This is a genomic window from Streptomyces deserti (assembly GCF_054782695.1).
Window position 1 is genome coordinate 65364 of the sequence record NZ_BAAGRZ010000019.1, and the last position, 26732, is coordinate 92095.

24 protein-coding genes and 1 pseudogene are annotated in these 26732 nt (G+C 73.7%); 20 read left to right on the forward strand and 5 right to left on the reverse strand.

From position 1 onward, the window contains the following. The first annotated feature begins 278 nt into the window (after positions 1–278). The 3 genes from ACYVMZ_RS26800 to ACYVMZ_RS26810 all read left to right on the forward strand — a co-directional run bounded on the left by ACYVMZ_RS26800 (position 279) and on the right by ACYVMZ_RS26810 (position 3876). Positions 279–2741: a SpoIIE family protein phosphatase gene (locus ACYVMZ_RS26800; protein WP_461083978.1), complete on the forward strand. Its 2463-nt coding sequence runs from the start codon at positions 279–281 to the stop codon at positions 2739–2741. 112 nt (positions 2742–2853) lie between these two features. After that, complete coding sequence (locus tag ACYVMZ_RS26805; protein WP_461083980.1) at positions 2854–3111, forward strand: hypothetical protein; 258 nt, start codon at positions 2854–2856, stop codon at positions 3109–3111. A 201-nt stretch (positions 3112–3312) separates the two neighbouring features. Next, entirely contained in the window at positions 3313–3876 is a 564-nt protein-coding gene (locus tag ACYVMZ_RS26810; protein ID WP_461083982.1) for a DUF488 domain-containing protein, read from the forward strand. A 64-nt stretch (positions 3877–3940) separates the two neighbouring features. Here the strand turns inward: ACYVMZ_RS26810 and ACYVMZ_RS26815 are convergent, their stop codons facing one another. The 3 genes and pseudogenes from ACYVMZ_RS26815 to ACYVMZ_RS26825 form a co-directional block, all read right to left on the reverse strand. Beyond that, positions 3941–4342 (reverse strand): hypothetical protein, encoded by a 402-nt coding sequence (locus ACYVMZ_RS26815; RefSeq protein ID WP_461083984.1) that lies wholly within the window; start codon positions 4340–4342, stop codon positions 3941–3943. A 50-nt stretch (positions 4343–4392) separates the two neighbouring features. After that, positions 4393–5178 (reverse strand): annotated as a pseudogene (locus tag ACYVMZ_RS26820) (ABC transporter substrate-binding protein); the annotation flags it as partial. Between the two features lie 78 nt (positions 5179–5256). Next, positions 5257–5634: a hypothetical protein gene (locus ACYVMZ_RS26825; protein ID WP_461083986.1), complete on the reverse strand. Its 378-nt coding sequence runs from the start codon at positions 5632–5634 to the stop codon at positions 5257–5259. A gap of 405 nt (positions 5635–6039) precedes the next feature. Here ACYVMZ_RS26825 and ACYVMZ_RS26830 point away from each other — a divergent pair, with 405 nt between their 5' ends. The 5 genes from ACYVMZ_RS26830 to ACYVMZ_RS26850 are packed head-to-tail and all read left to right on the forward strand — an operon-like array spanning position 6040 to position 11221. Continuing rightward, positions 6040–7626, forward strand: a complete 1587-nt coding sequence (locus ACYVMZ_RS26830; RefSeq protein ID WP_461083988.1) for an ABC transporter substrate-binding protein — start codon at positions 6040–6042, stop codon at positions 7624–7626. Between the two features lie 20 nt (positions 7627–7646). Next, the gene (locus tag ACYVMZ_RS26835) at positions 7647–8615 is read left to right on the forward strand and encodes an ABC transporter permease (RefSeq protein ID WP_461084107.1); all 969 of its coding nucleotides are present in this window, start codon (positions 7647–7649) and stop codon (positions 8613–8615) included. A 5-nt stretch (positions 8616–8620) separates the two neighbouring features. Then, positions 8621–9499, forward strand: coding sequence for an ABC transporter permease (locus ACYVMZ_RS26840; RefSeq protein ID WP_461083990.1), 879 nt, complete (start codon positions 8621–8623; stop codon positions 9497–9499). Positions 9500–9516: 17 nt separating this feature from the next. Beyond that, complete coding sequence (locus ACYVMZ_RS26845) at positions 9517–10539, forward strand: ABC transporter ATP-binding protein (protein WP_461083992.1); 1023 nt, start codon at positions 9517–9519, stop codon at positions 10537–10539. Next, positions 10532–11221 carry an ABC transporter ATP-binding protein gene (locus tag ACYVMZ_RS26850; protein WP_461083994.1) on the forward strand — a complete coding sequence of 230 codons (690 nt, stop codon included), beginning with the start codon at positions 10532–10534 and terminating at the stop codon, positions 11219–11221. Before ACYVMZ_RS26845 ends, ACYVMZ_RS26850 begins: the two co-directional genes overlap by 8 nt. 23 nt (positions 11222–11244) lie before the next feature. Here ACYVMZ_RS26850 and ACYVMZ_RS26855 read toward each other — a convergent pair whose 3' ends face one another. Continuing rightward, positions 11245–11535, reverse strand: coding sequence for a hypothetical protein (locus ACYVMZ_RS26855; RefSeq protein ID WP_461083997.1), 291 nt, complete (start codon positions 11533–11535; stop codon positions 11245–11247). A gap of 371 nt (positions 11536–11906) precedes the next feature. Here ACYVMZ_RS26855 and ACYVMZ_RS26860 point away from each other — a divergent pair, with 371 nt between their 5' ends. From ACYVMZ_RS26860 to ACYVMZ_RS26870, 3 genes are all read left to right on the forward strand, one after another. After that, positions 11907–12569, forward strand: a complete 663-nt coding sequence (locus ACYVMZ_RS26860; RefSeq protein WP_461083999.1) for a YceI family protein — start codon at positions 11907–11909, stop codon at positions 12567–12569. A gap of 83 nt (positions 12570–12652) precedes the next feature. Next, positions 12653–13225 carry a hypothetical protein gene (locus tag ACYVMZ_RS26865; RefSeq protein ID WP_461084001.1) on the forward strand — a complete coding sequence of 191 codons (573 nt, stop codon included), beginning with the start codon at positions 12653–12655 and terminating at the stop codon, positions 13223–13225. Positions 13226–13306: 81 nt separating this feature from the next. Further along, entirely contained in the window at positions 13307–13438 is a 132-nt protein-coding gene (locus tag ACYVMZ_RS26870; RefSeq protein ID WP_461084003.1) for a hypothetical protein, read from the forward strand. 88 nt (positions 13439–13526) lie between these two features. Here ACYVMZ_RS26870 and ACYVMZ_RS26875 read toward each other — a convergent pair whose 3' ends face one another. Next, positions 13527–15155: an amino acid adenylation domain-containing protein gene (locus ACYVMZ_RS26875; RefSeq protein WP_461084005.1), complete on the reverse strand. Its 1629-nt coding sequence runs from the start codon at positions 15153–15155 to the stop codon at positions 13527–13529. 466 nt (positions 15156–15621) lie between these two features. Between ACYVMZ_RS26875 and ACYVMZ_RS26880 the strand changes: the two genes are divergently transcribed. The 9 genes from ACYVMZ_RS26880 to ACYVMZ_RS26920 all read left to right on the forward strand — a co-directional run bounded on the left by ACYVMZ_RS26880 (position 15622) and on the right by ACYVMZ_RS26920 (position 26659). Further along, entirely contained in the window at positions 15622–15882 is a 261-nt protein-coding gene (locus tag ACYVMZ_RS26880) for a phosphopantetheine-binding protein (RefSeq protein WP_461084007.1), read from the forward strand. 122 nt (positions 15883–16004) lie between these two features. After that, the gene (locus tag ACYVMZ_RS26885; RefSeq protein WP_461084009.1) at positions 16005–17351 is read left to right on the forward strand and encodes an arginine deiminase; all 1347 of its coding nucleotides are present in this window, start codon (positions 16005–16007) and stop codon (positions 17349–17351) included. Between the two features lie 450 nt (positions 17352–17801). Beyond that, on the forward strand, positions 17802–18662 hold the full coding sequence (locus tag ACYVMZ_RS26890; RefSeq protein ID WP_461084011.1) for a class I SAM-dependent methyltransferase: 861 nt from the start codon (positions 17802–17804) through the stop codon (positions 18660–18662). 141 nt (positions 18663–18803) lie between these two features. After that, entirely contained in the window at positions 18804–20150 is a 1347-nt protein-coding gene (locus ACYVMZ_RS26895; RefSeq protein ID WP_461084013.1) for a condensation domain-containing protein, read from the forward strand. Then, the gene (locus ACYVMZ_RS26900) at positions 20147–21082 is read left to right on the forward strand and encodes a thioesterase domain-containing protein (RefSeq protein ID WP_461084015.1); all 936 of its coding nucleotides are present in this window, start codon (positions 20147–20149) and stop codon (positions 21080–21082) included. Before ACYVMZ_RS26895 ends, ACYVMZ_RS26900 begins: the two co-directional genes overlap by 4 nt. 2 nt (positions 21083–21084) lie before the next feature. Continuing rightward, entirely contained in the window at positions 21085–22242 is a 1158-nt protein-coding gene (locus ACYVMZ_RS26905; RefSeq protein ID WP_461084017.1) for an acyl-CoA dehydrogenase family protein, read from the forward strand. Then, entirely contained in the window at positions 22232–23344 is a 1113-nt protein-coding gene (locus tag ACYVMZ_RS26910; protein ID WP_461084019.1) for an acyl-CoA dehydrogenase family protein, read from the forward strand. The genes ACYVMZ_RS26905 and ACYVMZ_RS26910 overlap by 11 nt, the downstream gene beginning before the upstream one ends. Then, positions 23341–25167: a non-ribosomal peptide synthetase gene (locus ACYVMZ_RS26915; protein ID WP_461084021.1), complete on the forward strand. Its 1827-nt coding sequence runs from the start codon at positions 23341–23343 to the stop codon at positions 25165–25167. The genes ACYVMZ_RS26910 and ACYVMZ_RS26915 overlap by 4 nt, the downstream gene beginning before the upstream one ends. Then, entirely contained in the window at positions 25160–26659 is a 1500-nt protein-coding gene (locus tag ACYVMZ_RS26920) for a condensation domain-containing protein (protein ID WP_461084023.1), read from the forward strand. The genes ACYVMZ_RS26915 and ACYVMZ_RS26920 overlap by 8 nt, the downstream gene beginning before the upstream one ends. Positions 26660–26732: the final 73 nt, after the last annotated feature.

Sequence of the window (26732 nt, forward strand, 5' to 3'; positions counted from 1 at the left end):
GCAAGGATCCCTTGCCAAGGGCATCCGCTTCGGGGCCACCGGAACGCAGGCACCGAGCACCGCGACGGCAGGCCCTGTGCGGCCCTGACGGAAGCCCGTGGGTCCCGGGGGAGGCCCGGGGAACAAGCCGGCCGGCCGCGGCCGCGCATCCGACGACCACGGGCCGCACCGCGCCCGGGACGGACTGCCCTGCGACGGGCCTCCGAGCCGCCACCCACCGAGCGCCTGCGCATCAGGGCCCGAGCGGGACCATACTGGCGTAAAGAGGGATGGCATCGATGGCGTCTGTGCGAGAAGGGTCCGACGCGCCTCCGTCCGTAGGAGCGCGCGATCTCTTCGACGCGTCCCATGACGCGGTGGCGGTGGTGTCCGCAGCCGGCGAGGTGGTCGGCTGGACCCGGGGCGCCCAAACCCTCCTGGGCTACACCGACGCGGAGGTGGTCGGGCGCTCCGCCGCGGAGCTGCTGGCGATGCCCGGGGATCCGGTCCGTGTGGCCGGTATCGCCGAGCGGTGCCGCGCCGGCATGGGGTGGAACGGCCTGATCCCCGTACGGCGCCGCGACGGCGGCCGTATCGAGGTCGACCTGCGCGTGTCCGCGTCCTTCCGCATCGGCGCGGACGAGTGTTTCCTCATCTCCGCGCGGGAGCAGCGCCAGCAGTGGACCATGGGCCAGTCCGTCCTCGACGGTTTCCTGACCCGCTCGCCGGTCGGCATGGCGGTGATGGATCTCGACCTGCGGTACGTCTGGCTGAACGACACCCTGGAGCGCTTCGGCGGCGTGCCCCGTGAGCAGCGGCTGGGGCGCCGGCTGAGCGAGCTGTTGCCGGGCCTGCAGGCGGAGACCCTCGAAGGCGTGATGCGCAAGGTGCTCGCGACGGGCATCCCGGTCACCGACTACGAGTACGTGGGATGGAGCTGGGCCGACCCGCACCGCCCACACGCCTACTCGACGTCGTTCTTCCCCCTGGTGGACGCCGACAACTCCGTCACCGGCATCTGCTACATGGTCATGGACGTCACCGAGCGGTGGAACGCCCGCCGGCTGCTGGCCCTGGTGAACGAAGCCGGGACCAGCATCGGCAGGACGCTGGACGTGATGCGCACGGCCCAGGAACTCGCCGACTTCGCCGTGCCCCGCTTCGCCGACTTCGTCATCGTCGATCTTCTCGAGCCCGTCCTCAGCACCGAGGGACACGGTGCGTGGCTGTCCGACGCCGGACCGGCCCCCGCCAAGCCGGTGATGCGCCGAGCCGGGATGAGCTCCGTACGAGAGGGCTGCCCCGAGGCCGTCGCCCGGATCGGGGACAAGGTCGACTTCGTCCCGCCGCCGCACAACGCGACCCTGCTCATCGACGGCGAACCGATCTTCGTACCGGTCCTCGACCCGAGTGATCCCGTGTGGGCCACCGAACAACCGGCCAGGGCCGCCAGCATCCGCGAGTACGGGCTGCACTCGCTCATCTCCGTGCCGATGCGGGCACGCGACACCGTCCTCGGCCTCGCCTCGTTCGTACGGTCGCTGAACCCCGCCTCGTTCCAGCCGGACGACGTCCTGCTGGCCAGGGAGCTGGTGGCGCGGGCGGCGCTGTGTGTCGACAACGCCCGCCGCTACACCCGGGAACACACCGCGGCGGTCACCCTCCAGCGCAGTCTGCTTCCCCACGCCCTGACGGGCGGAACGGCGCTGGAGGTGGCGTCCTGCTATCTGCCGGCGGACCCGACGGGCGGGGTCGGCGGCGACTGGTTCGACGTGATCCCGCTGTCGGGCGCCCGGGTGGGCCTCGTCGTCGGTGACGTGGTCGGCCACGGCATCACCGCGGCGGCCACGATGGGCCGGCTGCGCACCGCCGTACAGACCCTCGCCGACATGGACATGCCCCCCGATGAGCTGCTGGCCCACCTCGACGACCTCGTGCTCCGGCTCAGCGAGGAGGAGACCACCGACGAGACAGCCAGCCGGACCGTCACGGCCTTCCTCGGAGCGACCTGCCTGTACGCCGTCTACGACCCGGTGACACGGCGGTGCACGCTGGCCCGGGCCGGCCATCCGCCGCCCGTCGTCGTCGCGCCGGACGGACACGTCTCCTTCCCGGAGCTGCCCGCCGGGCCACCGCTTGGGCTGGGCGGGATGGCGTTCGAGGCGACCGAGTTGGAGCTCGCCGAGAACAGCGTCCTCGGCCTGTACACCGACGGCCTCATCGAGGGAGCCGACCGCGACATCGATCTGGGCATGGCCCGTCTCGCGCACCTGTTGTCCCGGCCCGGCTCCGATCTGGAAACGCTGTGCGCGACCGCGGTCCAGCAGCTCGTTCCGGCGTCCCAGCCCGACGACGTCGCTCTCCTGCTGACCCGTACCCGCGCCCTGGGGCCCGACCACGTCGTCTCCTGGGACGTGCCGCTGGACCCGGCCGCCGTCGCCGACATCCGGGCCCGGGCGACGCGTCAGGTCGTGGCGTGGGGCTACCCGGACCTGGCCATGACGACGGAGCTCGTCGTCAGCGAGCTCGTCACCAACGCGCTCCGCTACGCCTCCGGACCCGTACGGCTGCGACTGCTCCGCGACACCCGTCTGACCTGCGAGGTCGCCGACGGCAGCAGTACCGCTCCCCGGCTGCGGCACGCCCGGAGCACGGACGAAGGGGGCCGCGGCCTCTTCCTCGTGGCCCAGCTCACGCACCGCTGGGGTGCGCGGTACACGCCGAGCGGGAAGATCATCTGGGCGGAGCAGGAGATTGCGTGACCGGGACGAGGCCCTCGGCCGCGGGACTGTGGGCGACGACGTGCGACCTGCCGTTTCCGCGCCCCGGCCCAGGGGAACCCGGCGAAGCCGACGCGCCGATCGGAGGACCGACATGACCGGCCGCAAGGACGACCACACCGACAAGTACGCACGAGCGCGCGGCGACCAGGAGCCCGGCGCCCACTCGGGCTCGGAGAGCCAGGCGCGGGAGCGCACGATACCGGGCACGGCGAGCGCCAAGGAGGGCTACCAGCCGAACCGCGGTACGGCGGCCGGCAAACCCCTCGAGGCCGTCGAGGCGGAGGACCAGGAACAGCAGGCAGCGCAGGAAGACCGAGGCGGGGAGGCGGGGCCCGACCGGCGCCGGTAGCACGCGACGGGCGCAGCCGCACCACCGGCGCCGGCCCGCACCAACCGCCTGTGCCGCAGCGAAGAGCCTGCCCCGCACGAAGCGCCTGTGCCGCAGCGAAGCGCGTGTCGCGTACGAAGCGCCTGTGCTGACAGCGAAGCGCCTGTCGCGCACGACCGGCACACCGCCTCGCCCCACACCGTGTCCCCGGACAGGTTCGCCATGGTGGAAACGCTTCTGCTCACCTTCGGGCACAGCACGGCCGGGCGTGAGCGGATCATCGACCTGCTGCGCCACGCCGGTGTCGCGGCCGTGGTGGACGTCCGCATCGCACCCGGCAGCCGCCGCGACCCGGATCTGTCCCGGCAGAGGCTGGCCGAGTGGCTGCCACGCAGCGGCGTCGCCTACCGGTGGGAGCCCGCCCTCGGCGGGTTTCGCACACCCCCTCCGGACAGCCCGGACACCGTCTGGCGCAATGCCTCCTTCCGCGGCTACGCCGCTCACACACGCTCCCCGGAGTTCGTCACCGCCATGGACCGGGTCCTGCGCGACGCGTCGTCCGTCCGCACGGCGGTGATGTGCAGCGAAGCGGTCTGGTGGCGCTGTCACCGCCGCCTCATCGCCGACTTCGCCGTGCTCGCCCGCGCGGTACCGACCCGGCACCTCATGCATGACGGGCGGGTCGGCGCCCACGTCCCGACGGCCGGCGTACGGCTGCGCCAGGACGGGCTGCTCGTGTACGACGACCTCGCGGCAGCGGGCTCCGGCCGGCGGGGCGCGCCGTGACACCGGCCGGGATTGCCGCTGCCGCTCTCCCGCACGCCTCCGGCAGTCCGCGGAGCCGTCGGCGTCATGCCGCCGGTGTGAGGTCCCCGGTGACAGGCACGTCCGGGTGTCCGGCGTTGCTGACGACGGCCAGGCGGGGACCTCGCGGGCCCTCCTGCCACTGCCCGCCGACCAGCGGCAGGAGGGCGATGTTGGGCGTGGGGCCCCGCGTCCAGTCGAGGGTTCCGGCGATGGTGTCGAGGGCGGTGCCGGCGAGGGCCTGCGCGACGGACGCGCGGTCCGTGGGATCGGCCGCGGCGGCCAGGGCGTGATGGGCGGTCTCCAGGAGGGCGTGGGCCAGACCCAGGGGCTGAAGCCAGGGAGCGCCGGTGGCCTCCTGGTAGGCACGGGCCAGCGCGGCGCACGTGGTGCCGTCCAGGCTGGACCGGTGGGGATGGCCGGGGGTCCAGTAGACCAGGGTGGCCACGCGCGCGTCGGCGAGTTCGCCGTGGACGTCGGGGCGGGCGTGGTGTGGGTGTGGGGGTAGGTCAGCCAGCGAGAACAGGTGATCAGCCGGGGCCGCAGCCCCGTCTCGCGTGCCTGGCGGTGGAAGAGGGCCAGGTCGGTCGCGGTGGCGGCGCTGGTCACGAGGTCGGCGCCGTGCTCACGCATCCGGCCGACCTGCGCGTGGAAGTCACGGGCCGGTTCACGGTAGGCGCCGAGGTCGACCAGTGTGTGTCCGCGCGCGGACGCCACCGGGGCGAAGCCGTACCGGTCGTGGCGCAGCAGCTCGCCCTGCAGATCATCGTTCCAGAGGCATCCGATGCCCCGACGGCCGTCGATCCCCTCCCACAGGTCGGCGAAGACGGCGGCGATGTCGTCCAGTCCCCAGGCGAAGTGGTACGTCCACCGGAAGCGGTGCCCGGGATCGGCACCGCGTGTGCGGATGTACGCCTGCCAGGGGAAGGTGGTCGACACGCAGGGGACCTCCGCCTCCTCGCAGGCGGCGGTGACGGCGGGCAGCACGCGCGTCCCGGCCATGGTGAGCACGATGTGCGCCCCGTCCGTACCGGCCAGATCGCGCACGGCCCGCCGGGCCGCCTGAGGATCGGAGCGGCTGTCGCGCACGGCGACGGTCACGTCGTAGCGGCGAGTGCCGTTGCGGACGTGCGCGAGGCTGGGTGCGAGCGCCCGCAGGACGTACGACAACGGGGACCCGAGAGGGGCCAGCCGACCCGTCAGGGGTGCTACTACGCCTACACACAGGGAAGTTGACGACACCTTGGGTTGAACCGTCCGTCCTCGCTCGATACTCGATTCCACCGAGGGGGCCGGTGCGCCGCATCGGCGGGCACCGGCCCCCTGACACTCCCGCGCTCTGCGCTGAGCCGGTGTGGCCGCTCAGCGGGCGGAGCGGTCCACGGTGACGCAGGTGGTCTTGCTGAACATCGCCACCGTCTCGTTGCCGCAGTTGTTGCTGTGGCCCGAGGCGTTCCGGGCGAACAGGAGGTCGGACAGGACGCCGCCGCTGGGGCCCGCCTGGTCCCCGCCGCCCTGGCCGTTGTCCTCGGTCACACAGGTGCGCTCCTTGAAGAGCGCCAGCTTGCCCGTGCCGCAGAGGTTGGCGTGGCCGGAGGAGTTCCTGCCGGAGACGTTGGACAGCACACCGCCCGCCCCCGCGTCGCCGTCACCGGCATGGGCCGTGCCCAGTCCTGCGGGAACTGCCATCAGCAGGCCCATCATCGAGGCCACCACCGCGATACGCCGCGCGCCGTACATCGTTGTCGGGTTCCTTCCGTTGGATCGGTCCCGGCGGGTCGGCCGGGATCAGCAGGCCTAACGACGTGGCGGAAGATCGGCACGGGGCTCGACCAGGTGAATCATCTGCAAGACGGTTGATCATGTACGCCGACGGGATTCCGGGCCTGTGATCGTTGACGCTGACGGCGCCCGCAGAACACCAGCGGGCCCAGCCACTTGGGGACTCAGGCCGGCCCCTGGGCGACGTACAGGCCGCCGAGGGGTGTGGCGAGCGTGCCGGGAGGAGGAACACCGCCCCGGACCCGCCGACGGGCGCGGTCACGGTCGCGATCGGCGGACCGGCGGCAGCCCCACTGTGCCGACAGGGGCTCAGCTGCAATTAATATGCAACAACAGTTCAACGGCAATAAGGGTGTGAGGCTCATGACGACCCGACGGATACGAGGTGCCGCCGTCCTGGCGGCGGTGGCCACCGGGGTCACCGCGTGCTCGGCGCCGGGCGGTGGTGCGGGCGGAGGCGAGTCCGCCCAGTCCGTCGTGATCGGGGTGGCCTCGGAGCCGGACACGCTCAGCCCGCTGCTCGGCTACGGCAAGGACGGCAACTCCAAGATCTTCGACGGCCTGCTCGCCCGGGACGCCGACCTCAAGCTGAGACCCGCGCTGGCGGCGGCACTGCCCCAGGTCGCCGACGGCGGCCGCACGTACACCTACACCCTGCGCGACGGCGTGAAGTTCAGCGACGGTGAGCCGCTCACCGCCGCCGACGTCGTCTTCACGTACCGGACCATCCTCGACGACAGGACCAACAACACCTCCAAGAGCGAACTGGACGCCATCAAGGAGGTGCGGGCCGTCGGCGACGACAAGGTCGTCTTCACGCTCAAGTACCCGTACGCGTCCTTCGCCGGGCGCACGGTGCTGCCCATCGTCCCCGAGCACATCGCCGGGAACCAGGACCCCAACACCGGTTCCTTCAGCACCGAGCCGGTCGGCACCGGCCCGTACGTCCTGGCCGACTGGCGCAAGGGCGAGAAGCTCACCTTCAAGGCCAACCCCCGCTACTGGGGCGGCGTACCGAAGGTGAAGACGGTGACGATGGCGATCGTCGAGGACGACGACGTGCGCGCCACGCGGCTGCGCTCCGGTGACCTCGACGGCGCGGTCCTGCCGCCCAACCTCGCCGCCACGTTCAAGAACGACAGCGACAAGCGGACCTACCAGGCGAAGTCCTACGACTACCGCGCCGTCACCCTCCCCACCGGGAACAAGGTCACCGGCGACCGCGCGATCCGGCAGGCCCTCGACGCCGCCGTCGACCGCCGGGCCATGGTGGACAAGATCCTCGACGGGGCGGGCCGTCCCGCGTACGGGCCGCTGCCCGGCGACGACCCCTGGTTCGCCCAGGGCATCGAACGCCCCCAGGACCTCGGCAAGGCCAGGCGGATCCTGGACCGGGCGGGCTGGAAGCCCGGCAAGGACGGCATCCGCGCCAAGGACGGCCGCCGGGCCGCGTTCACCCTGCTCTACCCCTCCGGCGACAAGGTCCGCCAGGACCACGCCCTCGCCTACGCCTCCGACGCCAAGAAGGCCGGCATCGACGTGCGGGTGGAGAGCGCCACCTGGGAGGTGATCGAGCCGCGGATGAAGAGCGACGCCGTCCTCGCGGGCTTCGGCAGCACCGGCGACCCCGACTTCGGCCTCTACACCATGCTGCACTCCTCCCTCGCCGGCGACGGCTTCAACAACATGGGCCGCTACGACAACCCGAAGGTCGACCAGGCGCTCGACACCGGCCGCCGCAGCCAGGACCCGGCCGCGCGCAAGTCCGCCTACGACACGCTGCAGCGCGAACTCGTGAAGGACCCCGGCTACACGTTCCTCACCCACATTGACCACCTCTACGTGCTCGCCGACCGCTGGAACGGGCTGACCACGCAGCTCGAACCGCACGAGCACGGCTTCGCCAGCGGCCCGTGGTGGAACATCGAGGACTGGCGGCCGAACACATGACGCCACGCCCCTGGGGAGCGATGGCGCGCCTGGCGGGGCGGCGGGCCCTGTACGCCGTCCCCGTGCTCCTCGTCGTCACCTTCGGCGTCTTCGCCATCGCCGCCGCCTCTCCCTTCGACCCCGTCAAGGCGTACGCCGGCACCGCCGGGCTCACCGCCGACCAGGACACCCTGGACCGGCTGCGGGCCAACCTCGGCGTGGACGAGCCCTTCGCCGTGCGCTGGTGGCGGTGGCTGACCTCCGCGCTCACCGGCGATCTGGGCCAGTCGAGCGTCATGCGGCAGCCGGTGGCCGAGGTGATCGGTGAACGCCTGGTGTGGTCCACGCTGCTGTGCGCGGTGGCCTTCGCCGTCGCCGTACTGGCCGGCACGCTGCTCGGGGTGCTCGCGGCCCGCCGCCCCGGCTCGTGGCTCGACCGGACCGTCACCTCGCTCGCCTACACCCTGGAGGCCGCGCCGGTCTTCTGGATCGCCCTGCTCGCCGTCTGGCTGTTCGCCCTCCAGTGGGGCGTACTGCCGGCCGGAGGCCTCACGGACACCGCCAGCGAACAGGTCACCGCGGGACAGGTCGCGAGCCACCTGGTGCTGCCCGCCGGAGTGCTCGCCGTCTCCCAACTGCCCTGGTTCACCCTGTACGTCCGCCAGGGCGTCGGTGACGCGCTCGCGGAGGACCCGGTGCGCGGCGCCCGCGCCCGGGGCCTGAGCGAACGCACCGTCCTGCTCGGCCACGCGCTGCGCTCCGGACTGCTGCCGGTGCTCACCCTGGTCGGCTCCCGCGTGCCCGAACTCATCACCGGTGCCCTGCTGGTGGAGAGCGTCTTCAGCTGGCCCGGCATCGCCGCGGCCACCGTCGAGGCGGCCACCGCCGTCGACTTCCCGCTGCTGGCCGCCCTGACCACGCTCGCCACCGCCGCCGTCCTCGCCGGAAACCTGCTGGCGGACCTCCTGTACGGACTGATCGACCCGAGGGTGAAGCTCGATGACATGTGAACGCCATGGCTGAGGCCGCAGTGCACACCGAGTGGCGCTCGGGCGGCACCGACCGCCGCTCCACCCACACCCTGCGGGCGCGTACGTCCGCCGCGCTGCTCGTCGTGACCGTCCTCGCGGTCCTCGTCGTACCGCCGCTGGTCCAGCTCGACCAGCAGGCCGTCGACCTGGCCGCCAAACTCCAACCCCCCTCGTGGACACACCCGTTCGGCACCGACGACGTCGGACGGGACCTGCTGCTGCGCTGCGTGTACGGCCTGCGGGTCTCCCTGCTCGTCGGCGTGGCGGCGGCCCTCACGGCGACCGTCATCGGCACCGCCGTCGGCGCCACCGCCGGGGCGCTGGGCGGCTGGGCCGACCGCGCCGTCATGCGGCTGGTCGACACGGTCTCGTCCGTACCCCACCTGCTGCTCGGCATCTTCATCGTCGCCCTGTTCCGGCCCGGCGTCTGGCCGGTGGTGGTGTCCGTGGCGCTCACCCACTGGCTGTCGACCGCACGCATCGTCCGCGCCGAGGTCCTGTCCCTGCGCTCGCGCCCGTACATCGACGCGGCCGTCTCCGGCGGCGCCTCCTGGTGGCGCGTGGCCGTACGCCACCTGCTGCCCGGCGTGTTGCCCCAGGCCGCCCTCGCCGCCGTGTTGATGGTGCCGCACGCCATGTGGCACGAATCGGCCCTGTCCTTCCTCGGGCTCGGCCTGCCCACCCACACGGCGAGCCTCGGCACCCTCATCCAGAGCGCGCGGGGCTCGCTGCTCGCGGGGCAGTGGTGGCCGACCCTCTTCCCCGGCCTCTTCCTCATCGTCCCGACCCTCGCCATCGCCGGTCTCGCCGGGACCTGGCGGGAGCGGATCAACCCCCGCCGCCGATCGGAGCTGATGCTGTGACCGCCGCAGTCAGTGCTGTGACCGGGCGACCCCCCGTGCTGTCGGTGCGCGGGCTGTCGGTGCGCTTCCGCATGCCGGGCGGGCGCCGCGTCGCCGCCGTCACCGACGCGCACTTCGACGTGGCGGACGGCGAGTGCCTCGCCCTGATCGGGGAGAGCGGCTGCGGCAAGTCCGTCCTCGCCTCCGCCCTGCTCGGGCTGCTCCCCGCCAACGCGCAGACCGCGGGCGAGGCCCGCCTCGGCGACCTCGACCTGCTCTCCGCCGACGAGCGGACCCTCGCCCGCACCGTACGGGGCCGCCTGATCGGCCTCATACCGCAGAGCCCGGCCGCGCACCTCACCCCCGTCCGCACCATCCGCTCCCACCTGGAGGAGACCGTCGCGGCACTGACCGGGATCCGAGGACGCGAAGCCCTGCGCTCCGCAGCCTTGATGGCCGCCGAACGTGCCGCCTTCCCCGCCGACCACCTCGACCGCCACCCGCACCAGCTCTCCGGCGGCCTCGCCCAGCGCGCCGCCACCGCCCTGGCCCTCGTCGGCGACGCACCCCTGCTGCTCGCCGACGAACCGACCACCGGGCTCGACCGCGACCTGGTGGACCGCACGGTCGACGAACTACGCCGCCACGTCGACACCCCCGGCGACACGCACCCCACCGGACGGGCCCTGCTGATGATCACCCACGACCTGGCCGCCGCCGAACGCATCGCCGACCGGATCGCCGTGATGTACGCGGGCCGCATCGTCGAACTGGCCGACGCCACCGCGTTCTTCGGCTCTCCCGGACCCCGCCACCCCTACAGCCGGGGCCTGCTCCAGGCCCTCCCCGACCGCGCCTTCACCCCCATCCCCGGCATGCCCCCGGAACTCGGCGACCTGCCCGACGGCTGCGCCTTCGCCGCCCGCTGCGACCGGGCCACCGGCACCTGCGCCGAACTGCCGCCGCTGACCGACGCCGTCGCCTGCCACCACCCCCTCCCGGCCGCCGACCGGAAACACCCCCGTCCCGCTTCGTCCGAGCCGGAGGACGTACGTGCTTGAACTGCACTCCATCACCGCCGGATACACCAGGAACGCCCCCGTGGTGAAGGACGTCTCCCTGACCATCGCACCCGGCGAAGCCGTCGGCCTGCTGGGCCCCAGCGGCTGCGGCAAGTCCACCCTCGCCCGCGTCACGGCCCTGCTGCACCGCCCGGACTCCGGAACGCTGCTGCTGGACGGCCGACCCGTACGACGCTGGCGCCACCGCGCCCCGCGCGAACTGCGCACCGCCTTCGGAGTCGTCTTCCAGCAGCCCAGACTCGCCGCCGACCCCCGCCTGCGCCTCGCCGACCTGATCGCCGAACCCCTGCGCGCCACCGGCCGCCGGGACGCCGTACCCGACCGGATCGCCGAACTGGCCGCAGCCGTCGGCCTCACCCCCGACCTCCTCGGCAGACGCCCCCACGAAGTCAGCGACGGCCAGCTCCAACGCGCCTGCCTCGCCCGCGCCCTGGTGCTGCGCCCCCGCTGGCTGATATGCGACGAGATGACCGCCATGCTCGACGCCTCCACCACCGCCGCCCTGGTCGCGGTCGTCGAGGACTACCGCAGCACCACCGGCGCGGGCCTGCTGGCCGTCGGCCACGACGACGTGCTGCTGCGACGCTGGTGCGACCGGGTCGTCCGCTGGGAGACCCTGACGTCCGGCGCCACTCCGGCGGCCGCGGCAGAACGCGACTGAACCCGGAGCAGGAAGCCACCGAATCAGCTGCGCCTCGGCTGTCCCCGCCCCGTGTGCCCCACGGCTCGCTTCACAGCCGCCTCGACGTCGGCCCGCGACTCCCCGGAGGTCTTCGCGTACGCGGTCATCGCCGCCTGCACGTCCCGGGCCAGGTCTCGCCAGGCCCGCAGAGCCGTCTCGTACGTGATGTTCTGCTGCGCGGTCCACGGGTGCTGGGTGGGCGGCCCGTAGGCGTCCCGCAGCTCCACCACCCGGTTGTACGCCTGTTCCGCGGCGCGCTGCTTGGCCACGAGCTCGTCAAAGGTGTGTGCCACGCGGCCGGATCCTAGGCAAGCGTTTCCCCTGGCCGTCCCGCCACGCCGCGTGCCGACCGGGCTGGACACGCGAGTGCCGCACCGTTTCACTCGCCCGGCCCCCGTTTCGGGCTTGCTGATATGACCGGTGATATGGCCGAAATGAATCCATGGAGTTCGCCGGTGGTGGAGTTCGCCGGTGGTGATTCAGGGAGTGCGATCTTTTATCCCCCGTGGGGGGCTGTCCCGATGAACCTGCGGCGGCAGGTGTGTGGATTTCGTGGACGCCCGCTGTGCGGTGACCGTGTATGGGGCATTCGGTGCGGATCTCGAGGAGCTTCCAACTCGCCGATGACTTGCGGCCGTAACTGTTGTGCAGTAACTAGGTGATCATGAGTCTGTTCAACCGTGGCGCCTCGTCCCGCCGCCAGGCGCCGCCCATTGCTCCACAGCGCACCACCGGTTCGCCGGCTTCCTCCGCCGCCGTCCTGCCGGATCCGGCCCTTGCGGGGCTGACCGGAGAATGGATCGTCGACCCCGCTCACAGCCGAATCGGATTCTCGGTCCGCCATGCCATGGTGACCACGGTGCGCGGTTGCTTCACGGAATTCCAAAGCAGGCTCTACTTCGACGGGCGCGACCCGTCTCGATCGCGGGCCGAGATCGTACTGTCCACCGCCAGTGTCGACACCGGTGTGGAACAACGCGACGCACACCTGGTCGGCCGCGACTTCCTGGACGCCGCGAACCATCCCCGGATGCGGTTCACCAGCACCGCCGTGGAACTCGCGGGCACCGACCTGTACCGCATGACGGGCGACCTGACCATCAAGGACATCACCCGTCCCGTCGTACTGGAGTTGACCTACATCGGGCACGTCACCGACCCGTTCGGCTACGAGCGGGTCGGCTTCGACGGCACCACCACCATCAACCGCTCGGACTGGGGCCTGACGTACAACAGCAGACTGGCCGAGGGCGGTGCGATGGTGAGCGAGAAGGTGCGCCTCCAGTTCGACATCGCCGCGATCCGCACCGCTCCCTCTGCCGGCTGAGGGTCCTCCGGAGTGGGCGGGCGGCACAGGGGAAGACTGGCTGCCGAACGCCGAACCGAGGTATGCCGGGACACGGGGGAATCATGACCGCGACGACATCGGCAGGCACGGCACGATCGGGCCGCAGGCCCGCGGCAGGCGTGGCGCTGGCGGTACTGACCGCCCTCACGGCGATCGGCTGCAGCGGCTCGGACCAGTCCGACGGGGCGTCCCCGCGGGACGAGGGCGGGTCGCAGTCCCGCTCCGCGCGGCCCTCGGGGAGCCCGTCCGCCGATCGCACCGCCTCGGCGAAACCGTCGGTGTCGGCGGCGGACGGACAGGACATCCGTGCCTGCGCGGACGGCAACTGCGAGGTCGCGGTGTCCGATCCGGTAACGGTCCGTTTCCAGGGGCCCGCAGGTCCGGCGACGCTGTCCGTCACCGAGGTCGGCTCGAACGAGGTCGAGTACACGGTGCAGTCGGGCAGCGGCCGGTCCAAGGGCGGAGCCGGCGGCCCGGGGCAGGGCTGCATCACCGTGCTCCGCGCCAACGGCTCGGGCAACTCGTGCGGCGGTCTGGGCGACGCCGTCCGGCCGAGCGCCCAACCCGGCGCCGTGGTGATCCAGATGGCGACCGGGGAGGACGGCACGGCGATCCTCCATGTCGTGTCGGACTGACCGCTAGCGCGTCGGGGTGCCCCGCGCAACCGCGGCGAGTTGTTGAGCAGGAGCAGTGTGCTGCGGGGGAGGGGTTCGGGAGTGGGCGCGGCCGACCTGGCAGCCGCGCTGCGGGGCGTCAACTTCGCGGGGGATCAGCACGCCGCCGACGCGTTCGTCTGGCGTGTCCATCCGCTCGCCCCGCTGCCGGACCGCCCCGCCGGCGGACGGTGAGTCGCGCGGGGACAGGCCCTTTCGGCCGGCGTACGCCGCCGCGCCATGGGTGGCCATGGGGGACCCTGCCCCCGCCGCGCAGGCAGCATCACCGGCCGGCTGTCTCACCGGCCGGTGCCGGATCGTGCCGTCGGGGAGCCGGGCCGGTGGTGGCGGGGACGGGCTGTGCTCGGAGTTCCTCGGCCAGCCGGGTGCGGTCGATCTTGCCGTTGGCGGTCAGGGGGAGGGCGTCGCGGTGCACGATGCGCCGGGGCAGCATGTAGGGCGGGAGGAGGCCGCGCAGCCGGGCGGACAGGGCTGGGCCCCGGCCCGGGGGACCGACGTAGGCCGCGTGCAGTTCCCCTGCCCCGGGCGGGCCGACCGCCACCACGCATGCGTCGGTCACCGCCGGGTCCGACCGCAGCGCCGACTCGATCTCACCGGTCTCGATGCGGTAGCCGCGGATCTTGACCTGGTGGTCGAGCCGTCCGAGGTGCACCAGCTGCCCCTGCTCCCGGACGACCAGGTCGCCGGTGCGGTACCAGGCGTCGGGCGGTGGCGGGCCCGCGGGCGCGGGGCGCAGTCCACCGGCCGCGCTCCCGAGGCCGAACCGGCCGGTGTTGTCGGTGGGGTCGAGGTAGCCGTCGAAGCGCTGCGGGCCGCGCAGGCACAGCTCGCCCTGGTCGGCGGGGCGCCCGGCCGGGTCGACGACGACGTGTTCGAGGTGCGGCAGCGGGGTGCCGATCGGAACGGTCCCGTTGGAGGTGTCCATGCACCGCTGCCCGGCCGCGAGCCGCAGGGCGGTGCAGAAGACGGTCACCTCGGTGGGGCCGTAGGTGTTGTCGATGACGCTGCCCGGCGCCGCGGCCGACCAGCGTTCCAGCTGGCGGCGGGTCAGCCGGTCCCCGCCGAACAGCGTCCAGCGCAGGCCGGGCATGCTGCCTTCCGCCAGGTCCCCGAGCCGTTCGGCGACCGAGACGACGGACGGGACCGAGAACCAGTGCGTGAGCCGGTGCTCGTTGACGTACACGGACGGCCGCAGCGCGGCGTTGCGGTCCGGCACGACGAGGGTGCCGCCGGCGGACCAGGTGCTGAACAGGTCGAACACCGACGGGTCGAAGGTCAGGTCATAGGTGTGGGAGAGCCGGCTGCCGGGGCCGATCGCGTAGGCGCGCACGCAGTGCCGCAGGAAGGGCAACAGGTGCCGGTGCCGGATCGGCACGCCTTTGGGGCGGCCGGTGGTGCCCGAGGTGAAGATCACGTACGCGATGTCGTCCGGACCCGTGCGTGCGGCCGGCAGCGTGTCCGGATCCGTCGGTGGCAGCCCGGCGCAGGAGTCGTCGAGGACGAGCGGCCGGGCCCCCGCGCGGTCGGCGACCACGGCCGCCTGCCCGGCGCCGGAGGCGTCGGCGAGCACCACCCGCGCACCGGCCGCCGCGGCCGCGGCGGCGTTGCGCTCGGCGGGGAAGGCCGGGTTGAGCGGTACGACGGTCCAGCCCAGCCGGACCGCGGCCAGGTATCCGGCATAGGCCGGCAGGCTGCGCGCCGCGCAGAGTGCCAGCACCGTCGGCCGACGGCCCGCCGTCGCCACCAGGGGGCCGGCGATGTTCGCGGCCATCGAGTGCAGTTCCCGGTAGGTGAAGGAGTCGCCCGAGATTTCCAGAGCTGGTTCCCGTGCGTACCGGTGGGCCGCGGCCTGTAAGAGGCCGTACAGGGAGGACGGGCGCGAAAAAGGCATGGAAAGGCTCCGCGGGGTCCGGTGGATGGAGACCTGAAGGGCAGGGGGAGGAAATCGGAAAGCGTGCAGACGCTATTGCCCGGCCGTTTCCAGGGCGGGGTCGATCTCCATTTCAGAGGCGACCGGTTGACGCGTACCCGAGCCTCCCATGGCTAAACGGGGTTTTTTCGAATCCTGCGTCGTCGCAGGTGGGCGACGTTTCTTCGAAACGGAACAGACCGGATGGCCAGGTTCCATTTGTGTGCCTGGGGGCTGCGAAAAGCGCTGCCCAGTGAAGTCCATGCCGCCTATGAACAGGTCAGGCGGGCATCGCCGCCCACTCCGCATGCGCCACGCATAAACGGGTCGCCTCATCCAGTGGGTTGACACTGCACTCATCCCGTCCCTAGCGTCGGGTTTCGCCGACCGGTGCAATTCTTCCGGTTTCTTCGGCGTGCTCTCCATCCCTGTGTCCTGGGAGGACGCAATGACCACTGATGAGAGCCCGGGTCCCTTGAATTCCCGGCCTGCCCCGTACGTCGCCGAAAGTCTGTGGCGAGAAATCCTCGGCCCCGCCGCCGACCCCTTGCGGGGTTTTCTCGACAACGGCGGCGACTCCTTCCACGCCGTCCTGCTGTCCACCCGTCTCTACGAAGCCACTGGCATCGAAGTCGACTACCTCGACGTTCTCACGAGCGACGGCCTGCCGGCCCTGCGGGCGCTCGCCGAGGACCGGACCAGGGCCTGAGCCGACGGCCCGTCAGAGCCGACCCCGGCCGTTTCCGGCCTCCCCCACACTTCCCCCCACACTTCACTCCGGACGAACTCGTGGATGACGCGTTAGCGATCTCATCGACGGTCCGCGGCCCTGTGCGCACGCGACCGCGCCCGCTGCCCGGCCCACCGGCTGGGCCCGCCCCCGCCGTACGCCCCTCCTCTGCCCCGTCCACGCCCGCCGCCGAGGCGGCCCGATCCTCCGCGGCCTTCCTCGACGCGGCGCTCGGCGACTGTGCCGTGGACTCCGAGACCTCACCCCTGCGACGCGTGCTGCTGCACCGGCCCGGCTCCGAACTGGACCGTCTGGTCCCGGAGAACCTGCACACGCTGCTCTTCGACGACATCCCCTGGCTCAGCGCGGCCCGGCGCGAACACGACGCCTTCAGCGGCCTGTTGCGCGAACGCGGCGTGGCCGTGGTCGAACTGGCCGACCTGCTGACCGCGGCGGCGGCCCTGCCCGCCGGCCGGCGATTGCTCCTCGACGGCACGACGCGCACCGCCGCCGCACTGGGACTCGGCGGACTGGCCGGACGCGAACTGCGCGACTGGCTGCGGGACCTGCCCCCCGCGGAGCTGGCCGACCGGCTGCTGCTCGGCGCCACCCTGGCGGAGCTGCCCGACCGGCACCGCGCCGCCCTGCGGGAGAGCCTCGACGCCGGGGACCGGCCGTCCGACTGGCCGGCACTGCCCCCGCTGCCCAACGCCATGTTCGTCCGCGACACCCTCAGCTGGATCGGCAGACACTGCACGGCCGGCCGCATGGCCACCCCGGCCAGGGCCCGCGAGGGCGCGCTGACCGAAGCGCTGCTGCGCACCGCGCGCGTCGCAGGGGTCCTGCCCGCGGGCGATGCCGCACCGGCCCCCTTGGAGGGCGGTGACGTCATGGTGGCCGGCCCTGGCTGCGTGGTCGTCGGCGTCGGTCAGCGCACCAGCGCCGCGGCGGCCGAAGGGCTGGCACGGTCCCTGCTCACGGGCGGCGACGTACGGCGCGTGCTGGCCGTGTCGTTGCCGAGGGACCGGCAGACCATGCACCTGGACACGGTGATGACCATGGTCGACCACGACACCTTCCTGGTGAGCAGAGCCCACCACCAGGCCTGCCGCTGGCACGAACTGGTCCTGGACCGCCGCGGTGAGGTGCGCGCGCGTCCGGCCGACGACGGCTTCGCCGTGCTGGCCGACGCCCTGGGCCTGCCGACCGTCCGTGTGGTGGACACCGGCGACGACGGTTTCGCGGTACGCCGGGAACAGTGGAGCGACTCCGCCAACGTCCTCGCCCTGCGCCCCGGGCTCGTGGTCGCCTACGACCGCAACACCACCGCCAACGAACGCCTGGAACGGGCCGGCATCGAGGTGATCACCTTCCCCGGTTCCGAACTGGCCCGAGGGCGCGGAGGCCCCCACTGCCTGTCCTGCCCTCTGGTGCGCGACCCGGCCTGAGCCGCCGGCCGGCCCGGCGAGGGCTCCGGCCAGATCCACCGTCCCGGCACGGCCCGCCGCCGGGCTCCGGGCAGATCCACACTCCCGGCACGGGCCTCGACACCGGCACGTCCGTTGACCACCGGCACGTCCCTCGCCCCCGGTCCGTCTGTCGCCCGGCCCGTACCCGGGCCCGTGCGCCGTTCGACCCGCGAGGGCCGTGCGTCCGGTCCGCCCCCCCGTACCTCCGCGCCGCCGAGACCGGCCGCGCCCCAGCTCGCCGGGACTGATCCCACCCCCACGTCCGCCACTTCAACTCCAGTCGCAAGTCCGAAATCCCAAGTCCCAAGTCGCCAGTCCCACGTCACAAGTCCCAAGTCCCCAGTCCCACGTCACAAATCCCAAGTCCCAAGTCCCACGTCACAAATCGCAAGTCACGAGTCACGAGTCGCGAATCACGAGGAGAACACCATGACCACCTACGACCAGAACCTGAGCGCCGACACCACCGCGCCGCCGCGCGAGGCCGCCGAGGTCAAGGACACCGTCCGCTCGGTGTACCAGCGCGTCGCCGAGGAGTACGACGAGCGCATACCGGGCGCCGGCCCCTCCGACGACATGTTCACCGCGGCGGAGCGGAGCTTCCTGCTCAACAAGGTGAAAGCCGGTCAGCGGGTCCTGGACATGGGCTGCGGCACCGGACGGTTCACCGTGCCGATGGCCGAGCGCGGCGCCCAGGTGACGGGCCTGGACCTGTCCCGGGCCATGCTCGACGTGCTCGGCGGCAAGCTCGCCGCGCGCGGGCTGCACGCCGAACTGCGCGAGGGTGACATGGCGGCACTGCCCTTCCCCGACGAGTCCTTCGACGTCGTCACCAGCATGCTGGCCCTGATGCACATCCCCCTGCAGGACCGGCCGAAGGTCTTCGCCGAGGTCCGGCGGGTGCTGCGGCCCGGCGGGCGGATGCTGCTCGGCGTCAAGAACAGCCTGATCGAGCGGCTGTTCAAGGGCGACCGGTTCGCGTCCGTGGACGTCACCGACGTCACCGCCAAGGAACTCGTCTTCACCCGCACCCGCACCGGCGAGGAGTACACCGCCCCCTGGTACAGCTTCAGCCCGCAGGACCTCAACGCCCTGTTCGCCACCGAGGGCATGGTGGTCACGCAGCTGCGGGGCAACTCGCCCCTGGCGGTGTGGCTGGCCGACGAGGTGCTCAGCGACCCTGCCGTGGCTCTGGCGGTGCAGTCCTTCGAGCGGACCCTCTGCGACACCCCGCCCTTCAATCACCTCGGCTATCACCTGCTCGTAGAAGCGGTGAAGCCCCGTCACTGACGGACCGGACGGCGGGCCCGGCCGCCACGGCGGGCCCGCTGCGCACGGCATCACCGCGCACGGCATCACCGTGGCCCCGTGGCCCGCCCGCCCGGACACCCCGTCGGCCCCCCTTCCACGCGCGAACGTCAGGACAGCGACATGACCCTGCGCGATCCGGCAGCACCGGCTGCCGACCAGCCCCTGCTCCGCCCGCTCACCGACGCCCAGCTCGGCCTGTGGCTCGCCCACCAGATGCGGCCGGGCGACGCCGACCTCCATGTCCTGCGCGCCTTCCGGATCTCGGGCCCGCTGGACCGCGCGGCGCTGGCCCGGGCACTGGCCCGCGTGACGTCCCGTCACCCCGCGCTGCGCTCCCTGCATCCCGGCGACGGCCCCGACGGTCCGGTGCGCCGCGTCCAGCCGCCGCCGGGCACCCCGTGCTGGCACGACCTCGGCACCGGCTCGGACCGGGAGCTGGCCGCCTTCCACCGCCGCCCCTTCGACCTGGAGACGGAGCCGCCGGTGCGCGCGGGCATCAGCCGTCCGGGCCAGGACGGGACGACGCTGGCCGCCTTCTGCTTCCACCACATCGCCATGGACGGCGTCTCGGCCGTCGTCTTCTGCCGGGACCTGGCCGACGCCTACCGTGCCGAGACATCACCGGACGGTGTCCGCGCCACTCCCGCGTCTGCCACCGGGCGGGATCGCGCCCCAGCACCGGCGCAGGCGCCCGCCTCCCGCGACGGCGACGACGCGCGGTCGGCCGCCTACTGGGCGGACCGGCTCGCCGCACCGCCCCCGCCCCTGCTGCCCGCTCCGGCCGGGCGGGTGCCACCCACCGGCCGGCCCGCCCGCGTCAGGGAGCTGCGACGCGGTGCCGCAGCCGTGTGTGCGCTGCGGCAGACGGCCCGCGCGGCCGGCGCGACCCCGCACATGGTCCTCACCGCCGCGTACGCCGCGGCCCTCGGCGAGGTCTTCGGCCGGGACGACGTCATCCTCGGCACACCCGTGTCGCTGCGCGGCCCGGGCGAAGCGGACCTCGTCGACTGCCTCGTCACGCTGCTCCCGCTGCGTGTGCAGCCGGCCGGGCGGGACCGCACAGCACTGCTGCGGCAGGTCCGGGAACGCAGCCTGGAGGCCCTACGGCACCGCGCGGTGCCGGCCGCCGCCCTGGCCCGCGCCGCCGGCACCGCCGTACTGGAGTCGCCGTACCAGGCCGTCATCGACGTACGGCACGAGCAACCACCGGCGCTGCCGCTGCGGGGCTGTGTCAGCGAGGCGGTCCACGTCGAGCCGGGCTCCGTGCAGTACCCCCTCGACCTGGAGGCCCGGGTCGGTGACGGTTCCCTGCGCCTGGTGCTGCGCACGGACGCCGCCACGGTGCCCGCACCGCAGGCCGACGCGGTGCTGGCGGCCGTCGGCCGGCTGCTGTCGCACCCCGTCCGGTGGCGCGCCGCTCCTCTGGACTCCTCCGGCCCGACATCCTCGAAGGGAGTTCCGGCATGATCCGGGAGACCCACGCGAACCACCCCCGTGAGGTCCCGGCCTCCGGGTCGGCCGCTGCCGCCTCGGCGGCACGCCGTGGCCGTCCCGCACCCTCCGTCCCCGTCCCGGACGGTCCGCACCCCGCGGACACCGGCGACACCGCCCACGACGTGGACGCGATCACCGCGCTGCTGCCCGGGCCCCCGGGCGCGGCGCCGGTCTACCTCGTCCATCCGGTCGGCGGCAGCCTGCTGTGCTACCTGCCGCTGGCCCGGGCGCTGGCCGCCCGCCATCCGGTGCGCGGCATCGCCTCACCTCTGCTGTCCGGGCGTCCGGCGCCCGACGAACTGTCCGAGCTGGCCGAGCGCTACGCCGGGTGGATCGCCGCCGACACGCGCGGTCCCTGCCTGGTCGGCGGCTGGTCGTTCGGCGGCGCGGCGGCGTTCGAGACGGCCGGACGACTGGCCGCGCAGGGCCGCACCGTGGACCTGCTCGTCCTGCTCGACGCGACGCCACCGGGCAGCTCGACCGGCCCGCTCGACGACGACACGCTGGCCCGGCAGTTCCTCTACGAGGTGCGCCGGATGAGCGGCGTGTCCGACGCCGAGGCCCGCGCCGGGCTCGCCGCGGATCCCCTCGGCGCGGCGGTGCGCGAGATGGCGGCCGTCGATCCGGACGCCGACGAGGAGGAGACGTACCGGCGCTTCGCGGCCTTTCGCCGGCACGCCCGCAGCCTGACCGGTCACCGCCCGGTCCGCCCCCACCCGGGCCCGGCGCTCGTGGTGGACACCGAACCGGCCGGCGGTGCGGGCGGGCGCGGTGACGCCTGGCTGCCCCACCTTGCCGGCCCCGTGCACCGTCTGTGCCTGCCCACCGACCACTTCGGCCTCATGGGCGCGGCACCGGCCGCCGCCGTCGCCGCCGCGGTGGACCGTGCCCTCACGGGAGCGTGACCGTGGACTTCCTGCTCAGCCCCGAACACGTGGCCTTCCGTGACCGACTGCGCGAGCTGCTGGCCGGGGAGCCGATGCGCCGCGCCCTGCGCGAGGGCAGCCGGGACCACCCGGACGATCCCGACCCCCGTCCCGCCTACCGCCTGCTCGGCCGCCGCGGCTGGCTCGCCCCCGACTGGCCGCCCGAACTGGGCGGTGCCGGGCTGGACGCGGCGACGGCAAGCATCCTCACCGAGGAACTCGCCGCCCACGGCATCCCCGACAGCGCCCACGTCAACAGCGTCCGCAACGCGGGCCGGTGCCTGCTGCTGTGCGGTGACGAACGACAGCGGACCCGCCTGCTGCCCCCGATGGCCCGCGGTGAGGTCCTCGCCGCCGTGCTGTACAGCGAGCCGGACGCCGGCTCCGACCTGGCGTCGCTGACCACCACGGCGCGGCCCCGCGACGACGGCTGGGAGCTGCACGGCACCAAGGTGCACAGCGTCAAGACGGCCCACTGCGACCTGGCGATCGTCGCGGCCCGCACCTCGCGGCATCCGCAGCCGCTGCTCGGCATCACCTTGTTCACGGTCGGCCTGCGCTCTCCCGGCGTCACCGTCCGCCCCGTCGCCGGCGTCAACCACGAGCCGTTCCACGAGGTCGTCCTCGACGGGGTACGGGTCGGTCCGGACGATGCCGTCGGCGGCATCGACGAGGGATGGCTGGTCATCACCGAGGGTCTGGCCGTCGAACGGGTCGGCATGGACTACAGCGCACGGGTGCGGGCCCACCTGGAGTGGCTCCGGCGGCGGGCGGCACGCGGCGGGCAGGGCGCCGCCCTCGCCGGCCGGCTGCGCCGGCTGTGCACCGCGGCCGAGGCCGGACGCCTGCTGGCCTGGTCCATGGCCGGCCGGCTCCAGGACGGCGATCTCGACCCCGCGGAGGCCGCGCAGTCCAAGTGGTTCAACAGCGAGCTGATGCGGGAGGTCTGGCCGCTGGGCCGGGAGCTGTCCTCGCCGCACGACCTGCTGACGGTCGACGACCCCGGCGCGCCGCCCGACCCGAGCGCACTGCTGCTGGACCGCGAGGCACCGGGGCTGAGCCTTTCGGCGGGTACCTCCGAAATGATGCTCCAGGTGATCGCCGGTGAACTCGGACTGGAGGCCGGCGATGCTGACTGAGCCCACCGCCGCACAGCGGGAACTGGTGGCCGAGTTCCGGCAGCTCCTGGCCACGTCGCAGGGCGCGGTCGCCTCGGCCGTGCCCCGCTGGGCCGGACTGACCGTGCCCGCGGCGCGCGGCGGCCACGCACTGGGCCAGCTGGAAGCCGTGCTCGTCGCGGAGGAGACCGGCCGGGCCGGACGCGACGGCACCCTGCTCGACCTGACCGCCGCTGCTGAAGCACTCGCCGCCGCCGGCGAGGGACCCGCGGCCGACGCCCTGCGCGACCTGCTGGCCGGGCGGGCCGGACTGGCCGTGAGCCTGTGCCCCGGGCCGGACGAACGAGCCGAGGAAGCCCCGCCGCCGCGGCACCGCGACTTCGTCAGCGGACTGCCCGCCACCGCGGCGCTGCTGCGGCTGCCCAGGATCCCCGGCGGTGGCGAGCGGTTCGCGCTCGTGCCGCTGCACGCGGCGTCCTGGCGGCCGCACGCCGGACTGCACGCCGAACCCCGCCACCGCCTCGACCTGCCCGCCCAGACCGCCGCCCAGCACATCGCCACCGGCGACCCGCTCATCCGGGACAGTGCCGGAATCGGCGACGGCACTCCGGCGCTCGCCGACCTCGACGGCATCCGGCGCGCCGGCTACCTGTGCGGGCTCGCCGAGGCCGCCGTGGACGCCGCGGTCCGGCGCGCCCACGACCGCCGGCAGTTCGGCACACCGATCGGACGCCACCAGGCGGTCGCCTTTCCACTGGCCGCCCTCACCGCCCGCCTGCACGCGGCCCGCCTGCTCACGCGCTGCACGGCCGCGCTCGCCGACCACCGCGCCCGTCTCGACGACGGCGCAAGCAACGCCAACGGCGCCAGCAACGCCAACGACGCCAGCAACGCCAACGACGCGGACAAGCGCCCGTTCGCCGAACGGGTGGCGGACCTCGTCCGGCACACCTCCGACCTGGCCCTGGACGCCACCTGGTGCGCGCTCCACCTGCACGGCGCCCAAGGACTCACCGAACAGTCCCCGGCGCAGCTCCTGTACCGCCGCGCGTTGTTCCACACCGCGCTCGCCCGGCCGGCGCCCCACCCGTACGAGCCGCTTCCCCAAGGACGTGACCGATGACCAGCCTCACCCACCCCTCACCTGGCCTGCCTCCCGTACGGCCGGAGCCGTACGGCCTCCTGCACGACCTGGTCCGTGACCAGAGCCGGCGCACCCCGCACGCGCCCGCCGTCACCGACAGCGGTACCACGCTGACCTACCGGCAGCTCCAGGACCGGGCCGACGCCACGGCCGACTGGCTGGCCGACGCCGGCTGCGGTCCGGGCACCCTCGTCGGCGTCGCGCTCAACCGCAGCGCCGACGCGCTGGTCGCCGTCCTCGGCGTCCTCAACGCCGGTGCCGCGTACGTGCCCCTGGACCCCGGCTACCCCGCCGAGCGCCTGCGGGCGGTGCTCGACGACGCCCGCCCGCGGCTCGTCCTCGCCGCCGACCGCGAGAAGACCACCCGGCTGCTGGGTGCGGACGTCCCCCTGGTGGCGCTCGGCTCGATACCCGCCACACCGGATCCGGGCAGGCACACGCGCACCGCCGGGGCCGGGCTCTCCCCCCAGTCGCCCGCCTACGTCATCCACACCTCGGGCTCCACGGGACGGCCCAAGGGTGTCGTGGTGCCGCACGGCGCCATCCGCTCCCGCGTCGTGTGGGAGACGGCCGCCTTCCCCAGCGGGCCGGGCGACAGCGTCCTGCACCGCACCTCCCTGGGCTTCGACATCTCCCTGCAGGAGATCTTCCCGCCGCTGGCCGCCGGCGCCCGGGTCGTCGTCGCGGACGACGACGGACAGCGGGACCCGGCCGAGCTGGTGCGTCTGCTCGCCCGTGAGCGGGTCACCACCCTGGCGCTGGTGCCGTCGCTGCTGCGCGCCCTGCTGGACGAGGACGAGGGGTTGCGGTCGTGCCCGCACCTGCGTGAGGTGTTCTGCGGCGGCGAGCGCCTGGACCGCCCCCTGCACGACCGCTTCCTGCGGCACGCGACGGCGCGCCTGCACAACATGTACGGGCCGACCGAGTACGCCATCGACGCCACCTGCTGGACCTGCCGTCCGCTGCCGCCCGGCCAGGAGGTGCCGATCGGCTTCCCGTTGGACCGCACCGAGCTGTACGTACTGGACGACGCTCTGCGGCCCGTTCCCGACGGCCGGCCGGGACAGCTGGCGGTGGCCGGTGACCAGCTCGCCCTCGGCTACCACCGCGATGAGGAACTGACGGCCCGCTGCTTCCCGGCCAATCCCTTCCGGCCCGGCTCCCGCATGTACCTCACCGGAGACGTGGTGCGCCGCCGTCCCGACGGTGCCCTGGAGTTCCTCGGCAGGCAGGACGACCAGGTCAAGATCCGGGGCCACCGGATCGAACTGGGCGACGTCGAGGCGCAGCTCCTGGCGCTGCCCGGAGTGCGGGCGGCGGCGGCCGCTACGGTCGACGACCCCGGCGGGGACGGCAGCGTCCTGGTCGGCTACGTCGTACCCGGGCCGGACGGTGTGGATCCGCGCGCCCTGCGACGGGAACTGGCCGAGCGGGCACCCGCCCAGCTGGTCCCGGCGCACCTCGTGGTCCTCGACGCGCTGCCGCTCGGCCCGACCGGGAAGACCGACCGCTCGGCCCTGCCGGCACCGGAGTTTGGCGGCGAGGACGAGGCCGCCGGCCCCGACGCGCCGGACGACGAGGCGACCCGGGCCGTCGTGGACGTCTTCCGCGAGGTGCTGCGCCGCCCCTCGGTCGGCCCCGACGACGACTTCTTCGACCTCGGCGGCAGCTCCCTGCAGGCCGCCCGCCTCGTCAACCGGCTCCGCAAGCGGCTCGGCGAAGACCTCCCGCTGGCCGTGCTGTTCGAGGCGTCCACACCGGCAGGCATCGCCGCGGCACTCCGGGAGCCCCGCCATGCGTGACGCGTCCACGGCGCCCACGCCGCCCGGGACCGGACACACCACACCGGACACCGCCCGCCCGGCTGTCACGACACCCCGCCCCGCCGAAGAAACCCGAGCAGGCACAGCCGTACCCGCGCAACCGCCCGGTCCGCAGGCCGGCCGACGGGCCGGACCCCACCCCGGCGCCGAGCGATCCGGTCCGCTCCCCACACCTCGAGCGCCGTCGTCGGCGCCGCCGCCGGGGGAGCCGGCGGGGGAGCCCGCGACCGCGACCGAGCGCCGGTTCTGGGCGCTGCAGCACACCGCCGGTCATCCGGCCGCCGCCCTGACGTTCGGCCGGTTCCGCCTCACCGGGCCGGTGGACCTGCCCGCTCTGGCGGTGGCACTGCGCGCGGTGCGCGAGCGCCACGAGGGCCTGCGGACCGCCTACACGGTGCGGGGCGGGACGCTTCTCGCGCAGGTGGTCGACCGGCCCGTGGAGCACGATCCGCTGGTGCTGCCGCCGGGGACCGCGCCCGGCGAGGCGATACGCCTCCTGCGCGCCGGGCCCGCGCCGGACGCGACCCGGGCCGACCTGCTGCGCTGGGCCGTCGTGCCCCTCCCGGACGGTGCCGACCTGTACCTGGCCGTGCACCACATCGCGTTCGACGGTGCGTCCGGTGAGGTGCTCGCCGCCGATCTGGCCCACGCCTACGCCCAGGCCCTCGCCGGCGAGCGGCCCCGGCCCGCCCCGGCCCCTCGCCACCGGGCGCAGCCCCTGGCCCCGGCCCGGCGCACCGAGCACGAGGCGTACTGGCAGCAGGCCCTGGCAGGCCTCGCCGACCTGCCGGACGGCGGCCGCGGCCTGACCCGGCGCGACCTGCTGCGGGACACGCTCGTGCAGCGGCCGGTCCGGCTCGGGGCCGCCGAAGCGGCGACGCTGCGCGAGCGGGCCAGGTCCGTCGCCGCCACGCCGTTCGCCGTCCTGCTCGCGGCGTACGCGCGTGCCTTGTCGGCGCTGGCCGGGGTACGGGACTTCGCCGTCGGCACCGCGGTCGCCGACCGCCGCGCCGGTACGGAGCAGGAGGTGGGCTGCCTGTTCACCATGGTGCCCGTCCCGGTCCGTGACCCGCTCGCCCCCGACTGCGTGCCGCGGCTGTGGCAGGCGGTCGTGGACTGCGTCCTGCACGCCGGGCTCCCGCTGGAGGACATCGTCCGGGCGGCGGGCGCCGGACGCGGCCGGCGCATGCCGCTGTACCAGGCGACGTTCCTGCTGCAGAACTGGCCGCGCCACCCCCACGACGCCGGGCCGGTCACCGTCCGCACGGTTCCCGTACCACCGTCCGCCCCGCAGGCGGAGGTGCTGCTGGAGCTGTACGACGACGGTCACGGCCCCGTGCACGGTGTCCTGCAGGCACCCTCCCGATCCCTCTGGGCGGACCGGCTCACCTCGCTGGCGGACCGCTGGCACCAGGAGGCCCTCCGCACCGCGGCCGGGCCGGGCACCGGCGCGCCACGACCCGGCCCCTGACGTCCTTTGGCCACCGGGGCGGCGTCCGCCGTCCGCCCGTTGCCCCACGTCCGCGACTCCCCGTACCGCCGCC

Excerpts from the sequence above, each read along its gene's own strand:
- ACYVMZ_RS26800 (WP_461083978.1), top strand. The coding sequence starts at position 279 with ATGGCGTCTGTGCGAGAAGGGTCCGACGCGCCTCCGTCCGTAGGAGCG.
- ACYVMZ_RS26805 (WP_461083980.1), top strand. The coding sequence starts at position 2,854 with ATGACCGGCCGCAAGGACGACCACACCGACAAGTACGCACGAGCGCGC.
- ACYVMZ_RS26810 (WP_461083982.1), top strand. The coding sequence starts at position 3,313 with ATGGTGGAAACGCTTCTGCTCACCTTCGGGCACAGCACGGCCGGGCGT.
- ACYVMZ_RS26825 (WP_461083986.1), bottom strand. The coding sequence starts at position 5,634 with ATGTACGGCGCGCGGCGTATCGCGGTGGTGGCCTCGATGATGGGCCTG.
- ACYVMZ_RS26830 (WP_461083988.1), top strand. The coding sequence starts at position 6,040 with ATGACGACCCGACGGATACGAGGTGCCGCCGTCCTGGCGGCGGTGGCC.
- ACYVMZ_RS26835 (WP_461084107.1), top strand. The coding sequence starts at position 7,647 with ATGGCGCGCCTGGCGGGGCGGCGGGCCCTGTACGCCGTCCCCGTGCTC.
- ACYVMZ_RS26840 (WP_461083990.1), top strand. The coding sequence starts at position 8,621 with ATGGCTGAGGCCGCAGTGCACACCGAGTGGCGCTCGGGCGGCACCGAC.
- ACYVMZ_RS26860 (WP_461083999.1), top strand. The coding sequence starts at position 11,907 with ATGAGTCTGTTCAACCGTGGCGCCTCGTCCCGCCGCCAGGCGCCGCCC.
- ACYVMZ_RS26865 (WP_461084001.1), top strand. The coding sequence starts at position 12,653 with ATGACCGCGACGACATCGGCAGGCACGGCACGATCGGGCCGCAGGCCC.
- ACYVMZ_RS26875 (WP_461084005.1), bottom strand. The coding sequence starts at position 15,155 with ATGCCTTTTTCGCGCCCGTCCTCCCTGTACGGCCTCTTACAGGCCGCG.
- ACYVMZ_RS26880 (WP_461084007.1), top strand. The coding sequence starts at position 15,622 with ATGACCACTGATGAGAGCCCGGGTCCCTTGAATTCCCGGCCTGCCCCG.
- ACYVMZ_RS26890 (WP_461084011.1), top strand. The coding sequence starts at position 17,802 with ATGACCACCTACGACCAGAACCTGAGCGCCGACACCACCGCGCCGCCG.
- ACYVMZ_RS26895 (WP_461084013.1), top strand. The coding sequence starts at position 18,804 with ATGACCCTGCGCGATCCGGCAGCACCGGCTGCCGACCAGCCCCTGCTC.
- ACYVMZ_RS26900 (WP_461084015.1), top strand. The coding sequence starts at position 20,147 with ATGATCCGGGAGACCCACGCGAACCACCCCCGTGAGGTCCCGGCCTCC.
- ACYVMZ_RS26910 (WP_461084019.1), top strand. The coding sequence starts at position 22,232 with ATGCTGACTGAGCCCACCGCCGCACAGCGGGAACTGGTGGCCGAGTTC.
- ACYVMZ_RS26915 (WP_461084021.1), top strand. The coding sequence starts at position 23,341 with ATGACCAGCCTCACCCACCCCTCACCTGGCCTGCCTCCCGTACGGCCG.
- ACYVMZ_RS26920 (WP_461084023.1), top strand. The coding sequence starts at position 25,160 with ATGCGTGACGCGTCCACGGCGCCCACGCCGCCCGGGACCGGACACACC.